Source organism: Streptomyces sp. NPDC021749, from assembly GCF_040640655.1.
Taxonomy (GTDB): domain Bacteria; phylum Actinomycetota; class Actinomycetes; order Streptomycetales; family Streptomycetaceae; genus Streptomyces.
Genome location: NZ_JBFACE010000013.1, coordinates 156,505 through 173,914 on the forward strand (window position 1 = coordinate 156,505; position 17,410 = coordinate 173,914).

Annotated in this window: 17 protein-coding genes; 12 read left to right on the forward strand and 5 right to left on the reverse strand. The window is 73.7% G+C overall.

Features of this window, described 5'->3' with window-relative positions; all coding sequences use genetic code 11:
• Positions 1-5 precede the first annotated feature (5 nt).
• The 7 genes from AB0G35_RS15820 (at position 6) to AB0G35_RS15850 (ending at position 10,923) form a co-directional block, all read left to right on the forward strand.
• Positions 6-2,999, forward strand: coding sequence for a beta-ketoacyl synthase N-terminal-like domain-containing protein (locus AB0G35_RS15820; protein WP_360948857.1), 2,994 nt, complete (start codon positions 6-8; stop codon positions 2,997-2,999).
• Positions 2,996-4,126: a MupA/Atu3671 family FMN-dependent luciferase-like monooxygenase gene (locus AB0G35_RS15825; RefSeq protein ID WP_360948859.1), complete on the forward strand. Its 1,131-nt coding sequence runs from the start codon at positions 2,996-2,998 to the stop codon at positions 4,124-4,126. The genes AB0G35_RS15820 and AB0G35_RS15825 overlap by 4 nt, the downstream gene beginning before the upstream one ends.
• Positions 4,123-5,898 (forward strand): condensation domain-containing protein, encoded by a 1,776-nt coding sequence (locus AB0G35_RS15830; protein WP_360948861.1) that lies wholly within the window; start codon positions 4,123-4,125, stop codon positions 5,896-5,898. The genes AB0G35_RS15825 and AB0G35_RS15830 overlap by 4 nt, the downstream gene beginning before the upstream one ends.
• Positions 5,895-7,199: an MFS transporter gene (locus AB0G35_RS15835; protein ID WP_360948863.1), complete on the forward strand. Its 1,305-nt coding sequence runs from the start codon at positions 5,895-5,897 to the stop codon at positions 7,197-7,199. Before AB0G35_RS15830 ends, AB0G35_RS15835 begins: the two co-directional genes overlap by 4 nt.
• Positions 7,192-8,487 (forward strand): condensation domain-containing protein, encoded by a 1,296-nt coding sequence (locus tag AB0G35_RS15840; RefSeq protein ID WP_360948865.1) that lies wholly within the window; start codon positions 7,192-7,194, stop codon positions 8,485-8,487. Before AB0G35_RS15835 ends, AB0G35_RS15840 begins: the two co-directional genes overlap by 8 nt.
• A complete protein-coding gene (locus AB0G35_RS15845) occupies positions 8,484-9,170 on the forward strand; it encodes an alpha/beta fold hydrolase (RefSeq protein ID WP_360948867.1) in 687 nt (228 codons plus the stop codon). Before AB0G35_RS15840 ends, AB0G35_RS15845 begins: the two co-directional genes overlap by 4 nt.
• 67 nt (positions 9,171-9,237) lie before the next feature.
• The gene (locus AB0G35_RS15850; protein ID WP_360948869.1) at positions 9,238-10,923 is read left to right on the forward strand and encodes an amino acid adenylation domain-containing protein; all 1,686 of its coding nucleotides are present in this window, start codon (positions 9,238-9,240) and stop codon (positions 10,921-10,923) included.
• Here the strand turns inward: AB0G35_RS15850 and AB0G35_RS15855 are convergent.
• From AB0G35_RS15855 to AB0G35_RS15865, 3 genes are read right to left on the reverse strand one after another with little or no spacing between them, the layout of a single operon-like run.
• The gene (locus AB0G35_RS15855; protein ID WP_360948871.1) at positions 10,874-11,410 is read right to left on the reverse strand and encodes a hypothetical protein; all 537 of its coding nucleotides are present in this window, start codon (positions 11,408-11,410) and stop codon (positions 10,874-10,876) included. The genes AB0G35_RS15850 and AB0G35_RS15855 overlap by 50 nt on opposite strands.
• On the reverse strand, positions 11,407-11,535 hold the full coding sequence (locus AB0G35_RS15860) for a hypothetical protein (RefSeq protein ID WP_360948873.1): 129 nt from the start codon (positions 11,533-11,535) through the stop codon (positions 11,407-11,409). Before AB0G35_RS15860 ends, AB0G35_RS15855 begins: the two co-directional genes overlap by 4 nt.
• Positions 11,536-11,584: 49 nt before the next feature.
• Positions 11,585-12,211, reverse strand: coding sequence for a PadR family transcriptional regulator (locus tag AB0G35_RS15865; RefSeq protein ID WP_360948875.1), 627 nt, complete (start codon positions 12,209-12,211; stop codon positions 11,585-11,587).
• Positions 12,212-12,317: 106 nt separating this feature from the next.
• Between AB0G35_RS15865 and AB0G35_RS15870 the strand changes: the two genes are divergently transcribed.
• Positions 12,318-13,529, forward strand: a complete 1,212-nt coding sequence (locus tag AB0G35_RS15870; RefSeq protein ID WP_360948877.1) for an FAD-dependent monooxygenase — start codon at positions 12,318-12,320, stop codon at positions 13,527-13,529.
• A gap of 18 nt (positions 13,530-13,547) precedes the next feature.
• Here AB0G35_RS15870 and AB0G35_RS15875 read toward each other — a convergent pair whose 3' ends face one another.
• Complete coding sequence (locus tag AB0G35_RS15875; protein WP_360948879.1) at positions 13,548-14,087, reverse strand: hypothetical protein; 540 nt, start codon at positions 14,085-14,087, stop codon at positions 13,548-13,550.
• Positions 14,088-14,242: 155 nt separating this feature from the next.
• Between AB0G35_RS15875 and AB0G35_RS15880 the strand changes: the two genes are divergently transcribed.
• A complete protein-coding gene (locus AB0G35_RS15880) occupies positions 14,243-14,416 on the forward strand; it encodes a CsbD family protein (protein WP_360948881.1) in 174 nt (57 codons plus the stop codon).
• A 172-nt stretch (positions 14,417-14,588) separates the two neighbouring features.
• Positions 14,589-15,554 carry an alpha/beta hydrolase gene (locus AB0G35_RS15885; RefSeq protein ID WP_360948883.1) on the forward strand — a complete coding sequence of 322 codons (966 nt, stop codon included), beginning with the start codon at positions 14,589-14,591 and terminating at the stop codon, positions 15,552-15,554.
• On the opposite strand, the gene AB0G35_RS15890 is transcribed toward AB0G35_RS15885, so the two are convergent.
• Positions 15,551-16,339 (reverse strand): class I SAM-dependent methyltransferase, encoded by a 789-nt coding sequence (locus tag AB0G35_RS15890; protein WP_360948953.1) that lies wholly within the window; start codon positions 16,337-16,339, stop codon positions 15,551-15,553. The two genes, AB0G35_RS15885 and AB0G35_RS15890, sit on opposite strands and share 4 nt — an antisense overlap.
• Positions 16,340-16,826: 487 nt before the next feature.
• On the opposite strand from AB0G35_RS15890, the gene AB0G35_RS15895 reads away from it, so the two are divergent.
• Positions 16,827-17,009, forward strand: a complete 183-nt coding sequence (locus AB0G35_RS15895) for a hypothetical protein (RefSeq protein ID WP_360948885.1) — start codon at positions 16,827-16,829, stop codon at positions 17,007-17,009.
• A complete protein-coding gene (locus tag AB0G35_RS15900) occupies positions 17,006-17,272 on the forward strand; it encodes a DUF4190 domain-containing protein (protein WP_360948887.1) in 267 nt (88 codons plus the stop codon). The genes AB0G35_RS15895 and AB0G35_RS15900 overlap by 4 nt, the downstream gene beginning before the upstream one ends.
• Positions 17,273-17,410: the final 138 nt, after the last annotated feature.

The window sequence follows — 17,410 nt, forward strand, 5'->3', positions numbered from 1 at the left end:
CCGGCATGACGGAGCTGGACAACGCCGTGGCCGTGGTGGGCCTGTCCCTGCGGGCCCCCGGCGCATCGGACCCGGAGACCTTCCTCTCCCGACTCGCACAGGGCGAGGTCGCGCTGCCGGCGGCCAGGGGGGAACGGGCCGGCAACGGCAGACTGCTCAGCGGGCAGATCGACCGGTTCGCCGAGTTCGACGCCGAGCTGTTCGGCATGGCCCCCGCCCACGCGGCGCTGACGGACCCCCAGCACCGGGTGATCGCCGAACTGGTCTGGGAGGCCATGGAGGACGCCTGCCTGGACACCCAGCGCGCCGGCAACCGGGTCGGCGTCTTCCTCGGCGGCGGCCCCGACATCTACCTGCACCGCAACGTCCTGCCGGACGAGCGGACCGTCCGGGCCCACGGCACCGAGCAGATCATGCTTGGCAACTCCCGCGACTTCCTCGCCACCGCGCTTTCCTACCGGCTCGGCTTCACCGGCCCGAGCATGACCGTGCAGACGGCCTGCTCCACCTCCCTGGTCGCCGTCCACCAGGCGGTGCGCAGCCTGCTCACCTACGAATGCGATACGGCGGTCGCCGGCGGGATCACCGTCTTCCCGGTCGAGCGGCCCGAGCACGACGGGCCCGAGGGCGGCATCTACGCGCCCGACGGCCGCTGCCGCAGCTTCACCGTGGGCAGCCGGGGCACGGTCCCGTCGAGCGGCGCGGGGATCGTGGTGCTGCGCCGGTCGGCCGACCTCGCCGACGGCCCCGGCCGGGCCCGTGCGCACATCATCGGCAGCGCGGTCAACAACGACGGCGCCGACCGGATGGGCATGACCGCGCCCAGTCCGCGCGGCCAGGCCGAGGTGCTCCGCGAGGCCCTGGAGGTCTCCGGGCTCTCCCCCGCTGACATCGGCTACATCGAGGCGCACGGCACCGGGACCGTCCTCGGCGACCAGGTCGAACTGGCGGCGCTGGCCGAGGTCTACGGCACCGGCACCGCCGCCCCGCGCTGCGCCATCGGCACGGTGAAGCCGAACATCGGCCACACCGACAGCGCGGCCGGGGTACTCGGCCTGATCAAGACGGTGCTGGCGCTCCAGCACGACATGCTCCTGCCGGTCGCCTCCCAGCCGGGCGACGGCCCGGACGCCGACCTCGGCGCGGCCCGGTTCTTCCTGCCGCGAACGGCCGCGACCTGGAGCGCCGAGGTCCCGCGCCGGGCCGCGGTCAGCTCCTTCGGCTTCGGCGGCACCAACGCGCATGTGATCGTCGCCCCGGCCGACCCGGTACCGGAACCCGCCGCCGCCCAGGACGTCCGGCCGCCGGTCGCCGTGCTCTCGGCCGCGACCCCGCAGGCCCTGCGCGACAAGGCCGCGGACCTGGCCGACTGGCTCGACGGCCCCGGCGCGCGGGCCGCCCTCCCCGGCGTGCTCGGCACCCTGTGGCACGGCCGGCGCCAACTCGCCCACCGGGCGGCCGTCGCCCTGCCCACCGACCCGGCCGCCGCCCGCGAACGGCTGCGGCAGTGGCTGCTGGAGACCGCGAAGCGGGCCGACACGCCACCGGCCGTGGCGGACGCCCCGGTGGCCGTGATGCTCCCCGGGCAGGGCACCCGCCTGACGGGTACCGGTGCGTCGGCCGCCGACGACCCCCGCTTCGGCGAGGACCTCGACCGGCTGTACGCCGCGGTGCTGCGGGCCGGCGGCCCCGAGCTGCGCGGCTTCGAGACGTGGGCGGGCGACGACCCGCGGCTGCTGGACACCGCGGTGGTGCAGCCGCTGCTCTTCGTGGTCGGTCTGGCGCACCTGTGGCGGCTGGAACGCCGCGGCGTCCGGCCGGGCACGCTGCTCGGCCACAGCGTCGGCGAGCTGACGGCGGCCGCCTACGCCGGGGTGTTCGGCGTCGAGGACGCGGCGGCGGCGGTCGTCCGGCGCGGGGAGCTGATGGGCCGGGCCCCGGCCGGGGCGATGCTCGCCGTTCCGCTGGACGAGGAGGCCGCCCGCGAACTCGCCGCCGGGCTGCCCGCCGACGTCTGCGGCGTCAACGGCCCCGAGACGACGGTGCTCGGCGGCGACCCGGACACGGTCACCGAACTGGAGCGGCGCTGCGCCGGGCGCGGGCTCACCGCGCGACGGCTGGAGACCGCACACGCCTTCCACTCCCGCGCGATGGAGGAGGCCGCCGCCCGGTTCGGGGAGTTCCTGCAAAACGTGCCGCTGTCGGCGCCCCGGCTGACCGTCCTCTCCAACCGCACCGGCGCGGAGCTGACCGCCGAGCAGGCCACCGACCCCGCCTACTGGGCGGGGCAGTTGCGGGGGACCGTGCGGCTGGCCGACGGTGTCCGGACGCTGCTGGCGGGCCGCCCCGCCGCGGTCGTCGGCATCCACGGCGGCCGGGCACTGACCAACCCCGTACGGCAGACCGCCCGCCTGCTGGGCATGGTGCACCCGCCGCACATCATCGAGCTGCTCGGGCACTCCGGTGCGGACGAGGCGCAGGCCCACGAGGACGCGCTGGCGCGGCTGTGGGCGGCCGGCTGCCCGGTGGACTTCGGCCTGCCCCACGTCACCTCCCCCGTTCCGCTGCCGCGTTACCCGTTCGCGGACACCCGGCACTGGATCGAGGCGACACCGGGGGCCCTGCCGCACGAACGGCCCGCCGCCGCTGCCGCGGTCCGCAGCGAGCCGGCACCGCCACCGGAACCTTCGGCTCCGGTGGACGACACCGAAGGGACCGGCAGCGACCTCGCCTCCACGATCACCGCCATCTGGCAGGAGGCGTTCGGCGGCGAACCGCTCGGCCCGTCGGACAACTTCTTCACCCTCGGCGGCACATCGCTCCAGGCCGCGCAGCTGCTCACGGTGGTCAACGACACGCTGCTGCTCGGCGTCGCGCTCGGCGACCTCTACGAGCACTCCGATCTCGGCTCCTTCATCCGCCGGGCCGAGGAGCTCGCCGCCGGGCGGGACGACGCCGAACTCCTGCGGCTGCTCGACGAGATCGAGGGTGTCCAGTGAGCGACCTCTCCCAGCGGCTGGCGGCCCTGACGCCGGAACAGCGCCGCGCCCTCGGCCAGGAGATGCGGCGCCGGGCCGCCCGCACCGGCACCCCGCCCGCGGACGTGGCGGACGGCGGCGCGCCCGCCCGGCAGAGCCTGTATTTCTTCGCCACCGCGGACACGGTCTCCGCCCGCGAGTACTACCGCTTCGTCCTCGCCGCGGCCGAGCAGGCGGACGCGGCCGGGCTGCACGCCGTCTGGCTGCCGGAGCGGCACTTCGTGGACTTCGGCGGGCACTCGCCGAACCCGTCGGTGCTGGCCGCCGCGGTCGCCGTGCGCACCGAGCGGCTGCGGATCCGGGCCGGCAGCGTGGCCGCGCCGCTGCACCACCCGGCCCGGATCGCCGAGGACTGGGCGGTGGTCGACAACCTGTCGGACGGCCGGGCCGGTATCTCGTTCGCCAGCGGCTGGCATCCGGACGACTTCGTGCTGGCCCGCACGGACTACGCCGAGCGGCGCGCGGACACCCTGCGGATCATCGAGCAGGTGCGGGCGCACTGGCGGGGGGAGGCGCTGAGCCACCCGACCACGGCAGGGGGCACCGCCGAGGTCCGCACCGGCCCGCGCCCGGTGCAGCCGGAGCTTCCGGTCTGGCTCACCTCGGCCGGCCACGGCGAGACCTTCGAAGCGGCCGGGCGGGCCGGCTGCGGCGTGATGACCGCGCTGCTCGGCCAGACGCTGCCGGTGCTGCGGGAGAACATCGCCCGCTACCGCGCGGCCTGGCGGCAGGCCGGGCACCCCGGGGACGGTGATGTGGTGGTCATGGTGCACGCCTATGTCAGCGACCGGCCCGATCTGGAGGACCATCTGCGTCCCGCGATGCACGGCTATCTGCGCGCCTACCGCAGTCAGACGACCGCGCCGGACGAGGACGAGACGGTGCTGCTGGAGAGCGCCTACCTCAACTTCCTGCAGGGTCCTTCGCTGCTGGGCCCGCCCGGCAAGGCCGCGGAGGTGCTCGGTCTGCTGCGTACGGCGGGCGTGGACGAGGTCGGGTTCCTGGTGGACTTCGGGCTGCCCACGGACGACGTACTGGCCGCGCTGCCGGCACTGTTCGGCTGCCTCCCCGCGGAGCGTGCCCGATGAGCGGGACCGAGTCGGCGCTCGCGGCCCGGCTCGCCGCACTGGACCCCGAGAAGCGGGCCGCCCTCCTGGCCAAGCTGTCGCAGCAGCGCTCCGGCAAGCGTCCGCTCCGGCCCCGGCCCGGGCCGCGGGACACCTTCCCCGTGGGCATGGACCAGGAACGGCTGTGGATCCTCGACCAGCTCTATCCCGGCACCACGACCTACACCCTGGGGTTCGGGCTGCGCTTCCTCGGGGAGTTCGACCGGGAGGCCTTCACCGAGGCGGTGGCCGTCGTGGTGGGCCGGCACGAGCTGCTGCGCTCGGCCATCGAGACGGACGGCAGCCGGCCGGTGCTGCGGCTGCACCCGGACCGGGGCGGCGATCTGACCTTCACCGACCTGTCGGCCGGCCCGGACGGCGAACGGGAGCGGCGCCGCGCGGAGTTCATCCGGCAGCAGGTCCGGCGCCCGTTCGACCTGTCCCGTGACCCGGTGCTGCGGATCGGGGTGGCCGACCTCGGCGGCGGTGACCACCAGATCGTGCAGACCATGCCGCACTCCTTCACCGACCAGTGGTCCTACGTGCGGCTCAACAGCGAGCTGCTGGAGGTCTACCGGGCGGTCCGGGAGGGGCGCGAGCCCCGACTGCCCGCCCTTCCGGTGCAGTTCGGTGACTATGCGCAGTGGCAGCGGGAGTACTTCGACAGCGAGCACGGCGAGCGCCACCGGGCGTTCTGGCGCAGCTACCTGGCGGACCTGCCGGACCGGCCGCTGCTGCCGTACGACCACTCCGACGACACCGAGGACCGCACCGGGCGCCAGTACAACTTCGTCCTGGACGAGGGGACCGCAGCCGCCTTCATCGCCCGCGCCAAACAGGCCCGCAGCACGGTCGCCAACGCGATGGCCGCGGTCTACGCGGCGCTGCTGTACGAGGAGAGCGGTGAGCGGGACATCCTCCTGGGGGTGCCCAGCGTGACCCGCAGCGACCCGGCGGTCCAGGACCTGGTCGGCTTTCTGCTCACCAACGTGCCGCTGCGGATCCGACTGCCCGAGCAGCCCACCCCGTACGACTTCATGGCCGCCACCCAGGCCGCCGGGGCCGCCGTCGCCGAGCACCACGAGACGCCGTTCGGCGAGATCGTCCGGGCCGTCGCCCCCGAGCGGACCGTGCACAGTTATCCGCTGCTGCGGACCATGCTGGTCCATCTCGACCTCGCCGAGACGGTGTCGTACTCGGTGCCCGGCGCCACCGTCTACGCCAACGCGGTGCCCGAGGGCATCTCGTCGATGGACGCGACGGTCGCCTGGTGGCATCTGGGCGACCTGGTCTACGGGCGGTTCGAGTACCGGACCGCGCTCTTCGAGCCGGAGACCATCGACCGGCTGGCCCGGCGGCTGCTGCAGCTGGTCGAGGTCTTCGCCACCGCCCCCGACACCCCGCTGGGCAGCCCGGCCGGCCGCGCCGCCGAGCTGGTGACCGCGGCGTGGTGCGAGGCGCTGGACGTGCCCTCCGCAAAGCCGCAGGACGCGTTCGCCGGCCGGGGCGGCACGCCTCTGCTGGCCGTGCGGCTCGCCCGGCTGCTGACGGCGCGGGGCTTCACCGCCGGGCCCCGGGACATCACCGAGCACACCACCCTCTCCGCCCTCACCGAACTGCTGCTGCACCGCGGCAATCCACTGGCGCCGCCCCCCCTCGCGGACTCCGAGGTCCCGGGGCGGGCCGGGGTGTCGGAGGAGTACCTGGAGCAGCTCTTCGCCAGCACCCGCCGCGCGGAACAGGAGAACGTATGACCTCGCCCCCTGGGCCCGGCGCCGCGGCGCCGGCACGTCGGCCACTGGTGGTCCTGCTGCTGGCCCATTACCTGTCGTCGTTCGGCAACGCGGTGACGGTGGTGACCATCCCGCTGTACGTGCTCGGGGTCACCGGCAGTTCCGTCTCGACCGGTCTGGCGGGTTTCGCCAACACGCTGCCGTTGATCTTCGCGGGCGCGGTCGGCGGGGTCTGGATCGACCGCATCGGCGGCAAGCGGATGAGCGTGCTCTGCGATCTGCTCGCGGGTACCGTCATCGGGCTGATCCCGCTGCTCAACGACACGGTGGGGCTCGCCCTGCCGGTGCTGATGGGTCTGCTGTTCGTGCGCAGCCTGGGCTCGACCCCGACCGGTGCCGCCCGGCAGAGCCTGCTCAAGGGGCTTTCCGACCGGGCCGGAGTGCGGCTGGAGAGCGCCAACTCCTGGATGCAGGGCGCCCCGCGGCTCGGTCTGCTGGTCGGGGCACCGCTCGGCGGTCTGCTCGCGGCCGTGTCCGGTCCCGTGATCGGCATGTACGTGGACTCCGCGACCTTCCTGTTCTCCGCGCTGCTGGTCGGGGTGGCCGTGCCGGGCGGGCCGGTGGCGCCGGCCGCCGAGCGGCAGGGCTTCGTCCGGCAGCTCACCGAGGGCCTCCGGCTGGTCCGGCAGCTGCCGGTGATCGGCGCGATGACCTCGTTCGTCTTCGTCACCAACTTCCTCGACGACGCCTTCACACCGGTGATCCTGCCGGTCTACTCGGACCAGGTGCTGGGCGGCGGCCAGTACCTCGGCTGGCTGGTGGCCGCCTCCGGCTGCGGCGCGGTGGCCGGCACGTTCCTCTACGGCCCCGCCAGCAAGCGGCTGCTGACCAGCCGCCGTTGGACGCTGCTGGGCGCTTTCCTGGTCATCGGGGCGCTGCGGCTGGCCCTGGGCGGGCAGCCGGGCGCGGTGCTGTCCATCGCGATCTCGTTCCTGCTGGGGCTGGCCGCCGGACCGCTCAACCCGGTGCTGTCGACCGTGATGCTCAACAAGGTGCCGCAGGCCCTGTTCGGGCGGGTGTTCGCGCTCACCTCCGCCGTCGCGATGAGCGCCGCGCCGGTCGGCATCCTGGTGGCCGGCTGGGCGATCCACGGCATCGGGCTGCGCTGGACCCTGCTGGCCTTCGGGGCGACCTACGTCGTGCTGGTCCTGGTGTCGCTGCGGAACCGTGCGCTGCGGGAGATGGACAACCTGACGGAGCCGGCCGGGGACACCGACGGTGACGGCGCGGCAGGCTCGGACAAGGAGCTGGCCCGTGACTGAGCGCACGGCCCGGCGGGTGCAGCCCGCCTCCGCACCGGAGCGGCAGTTCTGGCTCGGTGAGCAGATCGCCCCGGCGAGCCCCGCCAACTGGGTGCTGGCGGAGGTCCGCGCCGACGGCCCGGTGGATCCGGCCGCGCTCGCCGCGGCGCTGGCCGCGGTGGCCCGCCGTCATGAGGCGCTGCGCACCGCCTTCGTCATCGAGCGGGGCCAGCTGGTGCGCACGGTCCTCGCCGAGCCGGTCGCCGAACCGCCGCTGCGGCTGGCCGCCGGCACCGGGTTCGCGGACGCGGCCGCCGCGCTGCTCGGTGCGGACACCTTCGACATCGCCGCGGGCCGGGTGCACCGCGCCGCGATCGCCCCGGACGACGCGGGCGCCACGGTCTTCCTCGCCGTGCACCACATCGCCTTCGACGGCCTCTCCCAGGAGGTGTTCGCCACCGATCTGGCCCGGGCGTACGGCCGGGCCGTCGAGGGCGGGGCGCCGGACCTGTCGGTGCGGGAGCGGCCGGCGCCCGTGGAGCCCGCTCCCGCCCAGCGTGCCGAACTCGCCGCGCACTGGCGGACCGTGCTGGCGGGCGCGGCCGACCTGCCCGTGCCCGACGACGGACCGGCACCGGGCCAGCGCGCCCTGGCCCGGGCCGGCCTCGCCGAGCGGCGGACCGCCTGCCCGCCCGCCGTCTGGCAGGCGGTGTGCGCCGAGGCCCGGCGCTGCGCCTGCTCCCCGTTCGTGGTGCTGCTGGCCGCGTTCGGGCGGGCGCTGGCCGGGATCACCGGGGGTGCGGACTTCTGCGTGGGCACTCCGGTGGTCGCCCGTTCCGGTGGGCAGGAGGACGAACTCGGCTGTCTGATCAACACCGTGCCGGTCCGGATGCCGGAGCTGTCCGCGCCTGGCGTGGTCGAACGGGTCTGGGCCTCGGTCCGCGAGACCATCCTGGGGTCCGCGCTCCCCTGTGACGAGATCGTGCGGGCCGCCCGGACCGTCGCGGGCCGCCGGATGCCGGTGTTCCAGGCGGTGTTCGCCTTCGAGAGCTGGCGCCGGGTCGAGCACCCGGCGGGCCCGGTGCGGATGCACACCGTCCCCGTCCCGCCGGTCGGCGCGGTCGCCGAGGTCCAGCTGCAGGTGTGCGAGCTGCCCGACGGGACCCTGAAGTGCGTGGTCCAGGCGCCGACGACCGGCGCCTGGGCGCCCCGCCTCGCCGATCTGACGGACGCCTTCCGCACCCAACTCGGCCTGCTGGCCCCCGAATCCGCCGCACCGCACCCCCTCGTTCCGGAAGGTCCCCGATGACGACCACGCTGATGTGCCTGCCCTACGCCGGAGCGGGAGCCGGTGTCTACCGTCCCTGGCGGCGCCGGGAGTCCGACGTGCTGCGCGCGGTACCCGTGCAGGTGCCGGGCCGCGAGGAGGAGTTCAACAAGCCGTTCTACCGGACGATGGCCGAGGCCGCGGCGGGCACCGCCGAGCGCTTCCGGGCGGCGGCCGGCAAGGAGCCGTTCGTCGTCTTCGGGCACAGCTTCGGCGCGATCCTGGCCTACGAGGCCGTCCAGCACCTGGTGTTGACCGGGGGTCCGCTCCCCTCCCACCTCGTGGTGAGCGGTTCGACCAGCCCGCGGCATCGCCAGGCCGAGCGGCTCGACCCCGACGACGAGGTGGCGGCCGCCCAGGCCGCCGCCATCGCGGGCCGCGAGATCGAGATCTTCGCCGATCCCCTGGCCCGGTCGCTGCTGCTCCCGGCGATGCGCGCCGACGTGGACCTGCTGGCCGACTACTCCCCCGCGACGCTCGCCCCGCTGCCGTTGCCGCTCACCGCCCTCCGCGGTGACGCCGACCATCTGGCGCCGGTCGACGAGTGGCGGGACTGGTCGGCGTTCACCTCGGCCGCCTTCCGCACCAAGGAGTTCCCCGGCGGCCACATGTATCTGACGGACCACTGGTCGGAGGTGTGGCGGACCATCGAGGAGCTGGTATGACGACCGCCGTGCTCCTCCCGTCCCCGCCCCGCCCCTCGGAACCCCGGCCGACGAACAGGAACCTCCCATGACCTCCGCCGCCCCCTCCCCCACGACGCCCCACCGGCCGCCCCGCACCCTCTTCGAGCTCTTCACCGCGAGCGCCGCACGGTATCCGGAGCGGATCGCGCTGGAGGTGCGGGACGAGGTCCTCACCTACGCCGAACTGGACCGGCTGGCGGCCGGCCTGGCGCAGCGGATGACCTCCGCGGCCACGGCACGCGACACGGGGCGTCCCGCCAAGATCGGCCTGCTGGCCGCACGGACCCTGACGGCCTACGCCGGATATCTGGCGGCGCTGCGCGCCGGCGCCGCCGTCGTCCCGCTGAACCCGTCCTTCCCGGCCTCCCGCATCCTGGCCATCGCGGCCACCACGGACCTGGACCTCATCGTCACCGATGAGGACTCCGCACGGGCGGCCCACCTCCTCACCGCCCAGGCGGCGGAGGACACCACCGCCCTTCCGCCCCTCCTCACCCTCACCGCCGCCGAGCTGACCCGGCTGCGCACGCACGGCCCCGAGGGCGGGCTCCCCTCCCCCGTCGCCCCCCTCTCCGCCCAGGACATCGCCTACGTCCTCTACACCTCCGGGTCGACCGGCCGGCCGCGCGGCGTTCCCATCCGGCACGCCAACGTCCTGCCGACCCTCCGGTGGCTGGTCGAGGAGCACGGCTTCGGCCCCGAGGACCGGCTCTCGCAGAACGTCGAGCTCTCCTTCGACGTGGCGGTGCTGGAGCTGTTCACGACCTGGTCGGTGGGCGCGGCGCTGGTGGTCCCGCGGCCGAACGACGTGGTGCGCCCGTCGGCCTTCGTCAGCGCCAAGCGGATCACCCGGTGGTTCTGCGTACCGTCCGTGGGCAGCATCGCGGCCCGGACGAACGCGCTGGTCCCGGACTCGATGCCGACGATGGCCGGGGTGATGTTCGGGGGTGAACGGCTGCTCAGTGAGCAGGCCGAGCAGTGGGCGGCGGCCGCGCCCGGCGCACGGCTGTGGAATCTGTACGGTCCGACCGAGGTCGCGATCGTCTCCACCGCGCACGAACTGGGCAGCGGCAGCTCACTGCGGCCGGCCGGTTCCAACGGGACGCTGCCGATCGGCCGGGTGCCGGACCACCTGGAGCACATCGTCCTCGACGAGACCGGCGAGCCCGCGGAGACCGGTGAGCTGTGCCTTCGCGGCAGTCAGCGCTTCGACGGCTATCTGGACCCGGCCGACGACATCGGCCGGTTCCTGGAATGGCGCCCGGGCGAACGCGCCGTGATCCATGACGGGTCCGCGCCGCTGACCCGGGACCACTGGTACCGGACCGGCGACCGGGTGCGGGTCGAGGACGGCGCCCTGGTGTTCCTGAGCCGTCTCGACCATCAGGTCAAGGTCCGCGGCCAGCGCATCGAACTCGGCGACGTGGACGCGGCGTTGGCCCGCCACCCCGCCGTACGCGATGCGGTCGCCCTGGTCCGCGAGACCGGTGAGGACTCCGTCCTGGTCGCCTACTACTCGGGCGAGCCCACCACGGCCGCCGAACTGACCGCCTTCCTGCGCCGTCTGGTGCCCGTCTACATGATCCCGGGCTCCTTCACCCACCTCGCCGAACTCCCGCTCAACACCAACGGCAAGGTCGACCGCGCCGCGGTCGCGGCCTACGACCGCGAGACCGCCGGCACTACCGCGCGGCCCGCCACGCCACCTCTTCCGGAGTCATCGGCGCGGTGATGCGGTAGACGTCCCCGACCCGCAGGTCGTCCGGCGTCCGGTACTCCTCCTTGGCCCCGATCACGGTGACGCACGTCCAGGAATCGGGGTTCCAGAAGAGGCGGTAGCAGGGATCCTCCGGTGGAAGCTCCCGCAGCACCGTTCCGCGGTTCTCCAGCAGCCGCTGCAGTTTCCCGAACCGCAGTCGGCGGGCGAACCGCCCGTACCTGGACCGGAGCTCCCCGTTGACGACCTTCCCTCCGCGGGCGAGCCGGTGGACCTGCAGGGTGAAGTGGTGCCCCTCCCACGGGCCGCTGACGGGCTCTTGCTGCCAGAAGAACTCCGCCAGGCCGTAGTCCCGCCACAGGTGGTGACGCCCGGACCGGTTCTCCGCGAAATCCGTTCCCAGGATCTCGGTCACCCGGTCGGGCTGATCCGTCGGCTTCGCGCCGAGCACCGTTCCCGACGTCACGACGTCCAGATAGAACGCCAGGGAATGAGGGGTCACCTGTTCTCCGTCCGGCGGGCCGGCTCTTCGGGGGTGGCGCGGGTGCGCGGGTGGTCGGGGCCTTGAGGGGCGTCGACGACGTCGAACCGGTTGGGAGACACCGTCAGCATCGCCTCCGGCAGCACGCGATGCCCGCTCCACCTCCACGGCCGACGATCCCGTCGGTCTTACGGCTCAACCGCCCGACGGTACCCCCGAGTTCTGCTGCTCGTCGAAAGCGGCGAGCATCTCCGGGGACCAGGTCAGTCCGCCGCCCCGCAGGTCGTCGGTCACCGCGCGGACCCAGCGTTCCTCGGCATCGACCATGGCCAGCAGGTATTCGTGCTCGATGAGGGTGACGCGCGGGACGCCCTCCCCGGTGTGGACGGCCAGTTGGGACTCCAGGTCGGCGCGCTGGGCCGCGAGGCGTTCGGCGCGCCGCTCCAGCACGTCCAGCGCCTCGGCCGGGGTGAGCATGGGCAGGTTGGACAGGGCGGCCGGGAAGACGGGGAACTCGCCCTTGGGGACCGCCAGCATCTGGTCCAGCCACTCGCGGGCGACCACCCGGCCCTCGTCCGTGACCTCGTAGACGGTGCGCTCGGGGTACTGCTGGTCGCGCTCGGTCTGCCGGACGGCGATCAGCCCGCCCGCGTGCAACCGCTCGATGGTCCGGTACAGACCGGCCCGCTGGCCGACGTTGACCACCTGTTCCTTGCCCCACTGCTTGATGAGTTGCTGGATGCCGTACGGGTGCAGCGGGCGGTAGTGCAGCAGCGCCAGGACGGTGAGGGCGAGCGGCGAGCTCTTCACGGGAGCGGTCATGCCGGTAGCCTAGTGGAGCCGGAACTAGTTGCATTGAGACTAGGTGCAGTGCAACTATGAAGCCCGGAAGCCCGCTGTCCGGCGGGCGCAATCTCGGGAGGGGAACATGAGCTTCCACAGCACTCAGGACGGGCGCGGTGGCGCCGCCGTACGGACGGCGCTGGTCATCGGGGGCGGGGTGGCGGGGCCGGTCACCGCCCTCGCACTGCGCAAGGCGGGCATCACCGCCACGGTGTACGAGGCGTACCCCACGGCCGCGGACGGCGTGGGCGCCTGGCTGGCCCTGGCCCCCAACGGCCTCGCCGCGCTGCGGACGGTCGGCGCGGAGCAGGCGGTGGAGGCCCTCGGACAGCCGGTGCCCGGGATGGTCATGGCGGACGGCGACGGACACCGCTTCGCCGCCTTCGACGGCTTCGCCGAGCTGCCCCCCACCCTGGCCATGCCCCGCGCCGCGCTCTACCGGGCGTTGACCGATCACGCCGCCGACGAAGGCATCTCGTTCGCGTACGGCAAGCGGCTGGTGAGCGCCGAGGAAACCCCCGACGGTGTCACCGCCCGGTTCTCCGACGGAACATCGGCGACCGCCGACCTCCTCGTCGGCGCCGACGGCATCCGCTCCACCGTCCGCACCCTGATCGACCCGCACGCACCCGGGCCGGAGTACGGCGGTGTGCTGAGCTTCGGCGGGTACGCCACGGACAGCGGGGTCGAGGCCGAGCCCGGCACGATGTACTTCGCCTTCGGCCGTACCTTCATCGGCCACTGGCGCGGCCCTGACGGACAGCTGATCTGGTTCGCCGGACTGCCGACCGACACGCCGCCCGACCCGGCCGGCCTGGCGCGGGTCCCGGCCGCCGAGTGGCTGGCCCGGCTGCGCGCGGCCTTCGCGGGCCACGTCCCGGGCGAGCGGCTGCTGCACCACACCGACCCCGACCGGCTGATGGCCGTCGGCCGGATGGAACGCATGCCGTCGGTGCCGCACTGGCACCGCGGCCGCATGGTCCTGGTGGGCGATGCGGCCCACGCGCCGTCCTCCAGCTCGGGCCAGGGCGCCTCGCTGGCCATCGAGAGCGCGGTGGAACTGGCCCGCTGCCTGCGCGATCTGCCCACGCCCGCCGAGGCGTTCACCGCGTACGCCGGGTTGCGCCGCGAGCGGGTGGAGGCCATCGGGCGGAACGCGGCCGCCGCCAACGAGATCAAGGCCGGCAAGGCCGGCCTCGGGGCCGCGGCCGCCTTCCCCACCCCCGAGCAGATGCTCCGCCCGCTCCACTTCCACCGCATCGACTGGGAAGAGGCGGTGACGGGAAGCGGACGATGACGGTCACCGGGTGATCGCCTACGCCACGGAGGCGGTGGCGGGGGCGGGTTCGTCGTCACCCAGGTCGGTGAGTGCCATGGCGGCCCGGTGCTGCTCGGGGTTCATGCCGAGCAGCCCGGCTCCCCCGCTGTGCTCGCTCTCGTACAGCCGCAGCTGGCCGTTTGCATGGCTGCGCAGGATGCCGCGCGCCTCGTCGGTGCCGACATCGAGGGCGGCGGCGATCTGGCTCCAGGTGGCGCCCAGTTGGAGGGCCTCGTGCAGGGTCTCGGCGCGGTACTGCTCGACGGCGCGGGCGATCCGGACGCCGAGCGCGAGCTGCGCCAGCGCGTCCCCGGCGTCCCCCCGCTCCTCGGGACCCCGGTAGGCGGCGGGCAGCCGGCGGTCGGCCAGCCGCTCCCCGTGGGCGAAGTGCTTCTCCGCCATCCAGGACAGCGGTGTGGTCACGGGCACGTCACCGGGGCACCGGACGGTGCGGGTCCGCCACTGCTCGTACTCGCGGCGGCGCTCCTGGTCGTGGTGACGCTCGTGGTCGTGCTCGAACTCGCGGTCCGCGCTCATCGGTGGTGTCGTCTCCCTCCGTAGGGCGTCTTCCGTCGTGGAACGACCACGGACATGTGCCCCGTACGGGCAAAACGATGTCTGTGTTTGCGCGGGGGCGTCCCGGGCAAACGGCTCTTCGTCAAGGAACGGCTCAACAGCAAGGGAGCACGACCATGACTGGCGACAAGAAGACCTCCGCGAAGGCCGAGCAGGTCAAGGGCGCGGTGAAGGAAACCGTCGGCCGCGCCGTGGGCAACGAGCGCATGACGGCGGAGGGCCGCGCCGAACGGGCCAAGGGCGATCTGCGTCAGGCCGGCGAGAAGGCCCGGGACGCCATGGAGCGATGACCGCGCCGCACGGCCGCTTCGGCGGCGACAGCGGCGGCGAGGTGGGCAGAGCCCGCAGAGTGTGAGGCGGTGGCCCGGCGGATTCCCCCTCCGCCGGGCCACCGCCGTGCCCGCGCGTGTCGATGACGGGTTGGAGCCGTGCCGCTTGGCACAGTCGCAGGGGGCGCGCCCCATGACGCGACGAATCGACCCTGCGGAAGGCCCATCGGTGACGGAACGCGAGACCGGGACGGCAGCGGCGGGCGGAGCCGGGGCCGAGCTCGACATCAGGACCGTACGCACGCCCACCCTGGACACCGCCTACGCCGTCAGCGGTCCCGAGACCGGGCGCCCCGTGGTGGCGGTGCACGGCTGGCCGGACGACATCCACTGCTGGGACGGCGTGCTTCCCGCCCTCCACACCGCCGGATGCCGCGTCTACCGCCCGTATCTGCGGGGATTCGGACCGACCCGGTTCCGCGACCCGGCCCGGCCGCGCAGCGGACAGATCGCGGCGCTCGGCAGCGACCTCGGCGCCTTCCTCGATGCACTGGACCTCGGCGACGCCGTCCTGGCCGGGCACGACTGGGGCGCCCGCGCCGCGTATGTGGTCGGTGCGCTCTGGCCGGAGCGGGTCCGGGCCATCGCGGCGATGTCGGCCGGGTACGCGACCCACCGCCCGGACGCACCGCTCCCCTACGAGCTGGCGCAGGCGTACTGGTACGAGTGGTTCGTCGCCACCGGCCGCGGCCGGAAGGCCATGGTGCAGGACCGGCGTGCCTTCTGCCACTACCTGTGGACGGCCTGGTCCCCGGGCTGGGACTTCTCCCAGGAGGAGTTCGACGAGACGGCCGCGTCATGGGACAACGACGACTGGGCGGATGTGACCGTGCACGCCTACCTCCACCGCTGGGGCGAGGCGCCCGGGGACCCGGCGTACGACACCGTCGAGGAACGCCTCGCCGCCCCGGCCCCGGTCCGGGTGCCGACGATCGTGCTGCACGGCGCGGACGATGCCGACAACCTCCTGGGCACCACCGCCGGCAAACAGCAGCTGTTCGCCGACGGCTACACCCGTCAAGTCCTTGACGGAATCGGCCACTTCCCGCCCCGTGAAGCACCGGGGTTCATCGCCGAGGCGATCCTGAGCCTCTGTTAGCGGGCCTGCGTGCCCAGGGGGGCGGCTGTTACGGCCCGGGTGCCGCGCCGCAGCAGTGCCGTCCAGAGGAAGGGCTCGCCGAAGTGCGGGGACTCCGGCGGCTCCGCGCGCATGCGGCGGAGTTCCACCTCCGTCAGATCGGCGAAGATCCGGCGCAGGGACTCCGCGGTGTAGGCGAGTCCGCCGTGCAAGCCGGCGGCCCGGCGGTAGAAATCGGCGTCGCCGAGCCGGGATCCGCCCCGCTCTCCGTCCGGCGCGAAACAGGTGAGCGCGAGATGGCCTCCAGGAGCCAGGGCGCGGTCGAGCAGGGCGAGATAGCTGATGCGGCGGTGCGGCGGCAGATGGTGGAAGCACCCGGAGTCGTAGACCAGGTCGTACGGGCCGCGGAGTGCACCGTCGTCGGTTCCGACGACGGTGAAGGCGTCGCCGCAGCGGAAGGTGATGTCGGCCCCGGCCTCCCGCGCACGGTCCTCGGCCCAGGCGATGGCCGCCGGGGACAGGTCCACCGCATCCACCTCGAAGCCCCGGGCGGCGAGGTGGAGTGCGTTACGGCCCGGCCCGCACCCCAGGTCGAGCGCGCGTCCCGGAGCGATCAGGCCGCGGTCGAGATAGGAGACCAGGTTCTCGTCGGGCTTCGCCACGAAGAACGGCACCGGCTTGGAGCGGTCGGCGTAGAAGCCGTCCCACCAGGAGGCCGCACCGGCCGTCCAACGGTCGGCCTCGGGCGCGAACAGCCCGTCCAGCAGCAGGAGTACGTCGTCCACGGTACGAATGTGCCGGTCCAGCAAGCCGTCCCCGCTTTCCCGTTCCCCGCCTTCCCGCTCCCCGCCTTCCGGGCCCCCGCTTCCGGTCGTCATGCCCTTCCCCATGCGCCCGCCCTCCCCTTCCCCTCGGCCATTCCGGTCCGTCATTTCGGTCCGTGCTTCCGGTTCGTCTTTCGGCCAGTTTTCCGGTGCTCGTTCCGCTCCAGTGAGCGTAGGTCCGGCGGCGTCCGGGACCCGGTTCCGGCGGTACGGGCGGACGCCGTGAAAGACCGCTTAGGCGTCTCGGACGAGGGCGGGAAGGGCGTCGGCAGGGGGTGGGGGTGAAAGGCCGGCCAGGACCCCGGGGGCGGCCGGGAAGAGGGCGGTTTCGGCCGCGCCGAGCTGATTTTCTCGGCGGTCTCCGGGTACCAGCGTTCGTGCAAACCGCCGCAATGGAGCGGCCGGTGCCCATCCGCGCCGGCAGCGCCCCGTGCGTCTGCCGGCCCCTAGGGAAAGGCACAGGCACACCATGCTCTTCCTGGTCGTAGCACTCTTCCTGTTCGGCGTACTGCTGGGGACCGCGGGTCATGTCCCCGCGGCCGTCACGGTCGTCGCCGGAATCGCGATCACGGCGTGGCTGGCGGTGTTCTTCGTCCGCGAGCGCCGTAAGGCGACAACGGCGACGACCACGTCGAAGGGGGCGCACCGATGACGTCGACCTGGATTCCGTTGAAGACCGGTCCGCACCCGCAGGCCGACCGCATGGCCGTGGCCTCGTTCGTCTGCGGCCTGCTGGGGACGCTGATCTTCAACGTCTTCTTCGGCCCGTGCGCGCTGCTGTTCGGCGTCCTGGCGCTCCGGCGCGGGACGATCCGCCGGCTGCGGGCCTGGCTGGGACTGGCCTTCGGCGTGCTCGACCTCGTGCTGCTCGTCGCCCTGTCGACGGCCACCGGGACGGTGAGCTGGCACGTCTAGGCCGGGACAGCGCAGGCCGGGACAGCGCAGGCCGGGCCCTTCGGGCCGACCGCGTCCCCGCACCCGAAATGCGTCCCCATCCCCGAAATGCGCGCCTCCTCGCCCGAAATGGGCACTCAGCGGAATACGATCTGCGGA

Bases quoted from the DNA above. Each gene is read 5' to 3' on its own strand.
- AB0G35_RS15850 (WP_360948869.1), top strand. From the start codon at position 9,238: ATGACCTCCGCCGCCCCCTCCCCCACGACGCCCCACCGGCCGCCCCGC.
- AB0G35_RS15835 (WP_360948863.1), top strand. From the start codon at position 5,895: ATGACCTCGCCCCCTGGGCCCGGCGCCGCGGCGCCGGCACGTCGGCCA.
- AB0G35_RS15895 (WP_360948885.1), top strand. From the start codon at position 16,827: ATGCTCTTCCTGGTCGTAGCACTCTTCCTGTTCGGCGTACTGCTGGGG.
- AB0G35_RS15875 (WP_360948879.1), bottom strand. From the start codon at position 14,087: ATGAGCGCGGACCGCGAGTTCGAGCACGACCACGAGCGTCACCACGAC.
- AB0G35_RS15885 (WP_360948883.1), top strand. From the start codon at position 14,589: ATGACGCGACGAATCGACCCTGCGGAAGGCCCATCGGTGACGGAACGC.
- AB0G35_RS15900 (WP_360948887.1), top strand. From the start codon at position 17,006: ATGACGTCGACCTGGATTCCGTTGAAGACCGGTCCGCACCCGCAGGCC.
- AB0G35_RS15865 (WP_360948875.1), bottom strand. From the start codon at position 12,211: ATGACCGCTCCCGTGAAGAGCTCGCCGCTCGCCCTCACCGTCCTGGCG.
- AB0G35_RS15870 (WP_360948877.1), top strand. From the start codon at position 12,318: ATGAGCTTCCACAGCACTCAGGACGGGCGCGGTGGCGCCGCCGTACGG.
- AB0G35_RS15830 (WP_360948861.1), top strand. From the start codon at position 4,123: ATGAGCGGGACCGAGTCGGCGCTCGCGGCCCGGCTCGCCGCACTGGAC.
- AB0G35_RS15820 (WP_360948857.1), top strand. From the start codon at position 6: ATGACGGAGCTGGACAACGCCGTGGCCGTGGTGGGCCTGTCCCTGCGG.
- AB0G35_RS15845 (WP_360948867.1), top strand. From the start codon at position 8,484: ATGACGACCACGCTGATGTGCCTGCCCTACGCCGGAGCGGGAGCCGGT.
- AB0G35_RS15880 (WP_360948881.1), top strand. From the start codon at position 14,243: ATGACTGGCGACAAGAAGACCTCCGCGAAGGCCGAGCAGGTCAAGGGC.